Here is a 554-nt window from a genome sequence, read left to right on the forward strand (position 1 = left end):
TTCCTCCTCGGCGGAGCCGTCCTCGGCGCAGGTGCCCTCATCACGGCCTGCACCAGCAACGAGCCGGCCGCGCAGGCGAGCGCGCCCGCCGCCGCTCCGGCGGCCGCGGCCACGGGCGGCAACGAGGCCCCCGGCGACAAGGTCGTCATCGGCTTCTCGGCTCCGGCGGCCGACCACGGCTGGATCGCGGCGATCAGCAAGAACGCGGCGGACGCGGCCAAGCAGTACTCCGACGTGGAGTTCAAGGCGGTCGAGCCGACCAACGACATCAACCAGCAGATCTCGGCGGTGGAGTCGCTGATCCAGGCCAAGGTCGACGCGCTGGTGCTCCTGCCGAACGACGGTCAGCAGCTGAACCAGGTCGCCCGGCAGGCGATGGACGCGGGTATCCCGGTGATCAACCTGGACCGGGTCTTCCCCGACAAGCTGTCGTACCGGACCTGGCTGGGTGGCGACAACTACGGCATGGGGGTGGCCGCGGGTCACTACATCGGCAAGACGCTGAAGGACAAGGGGGTGGCCGATCCGGTCATCCTGGAGATCCAGGGCATCGC

At 69.7% G+C, this 554-nt stretch carries 1 protein-coding gene; it reads left to right on the top strand.

The annotated features are described in order from the left end of the window. On the top strand, window positions 1–554 hold a 554-nt coding region (locus HHX41_RS39510), incomplete at both ends, for a substrate-binding domain-containing protein (protein WP_182910019.1).

This window comes from Microbispora sp. H13382 (assembly GCF_014161445.1).
Lineage (GTDB): Bacteria > Actinomycetota > Actinomycetes > Streptosporangiales > Streptosporangiaceae > Microbispora.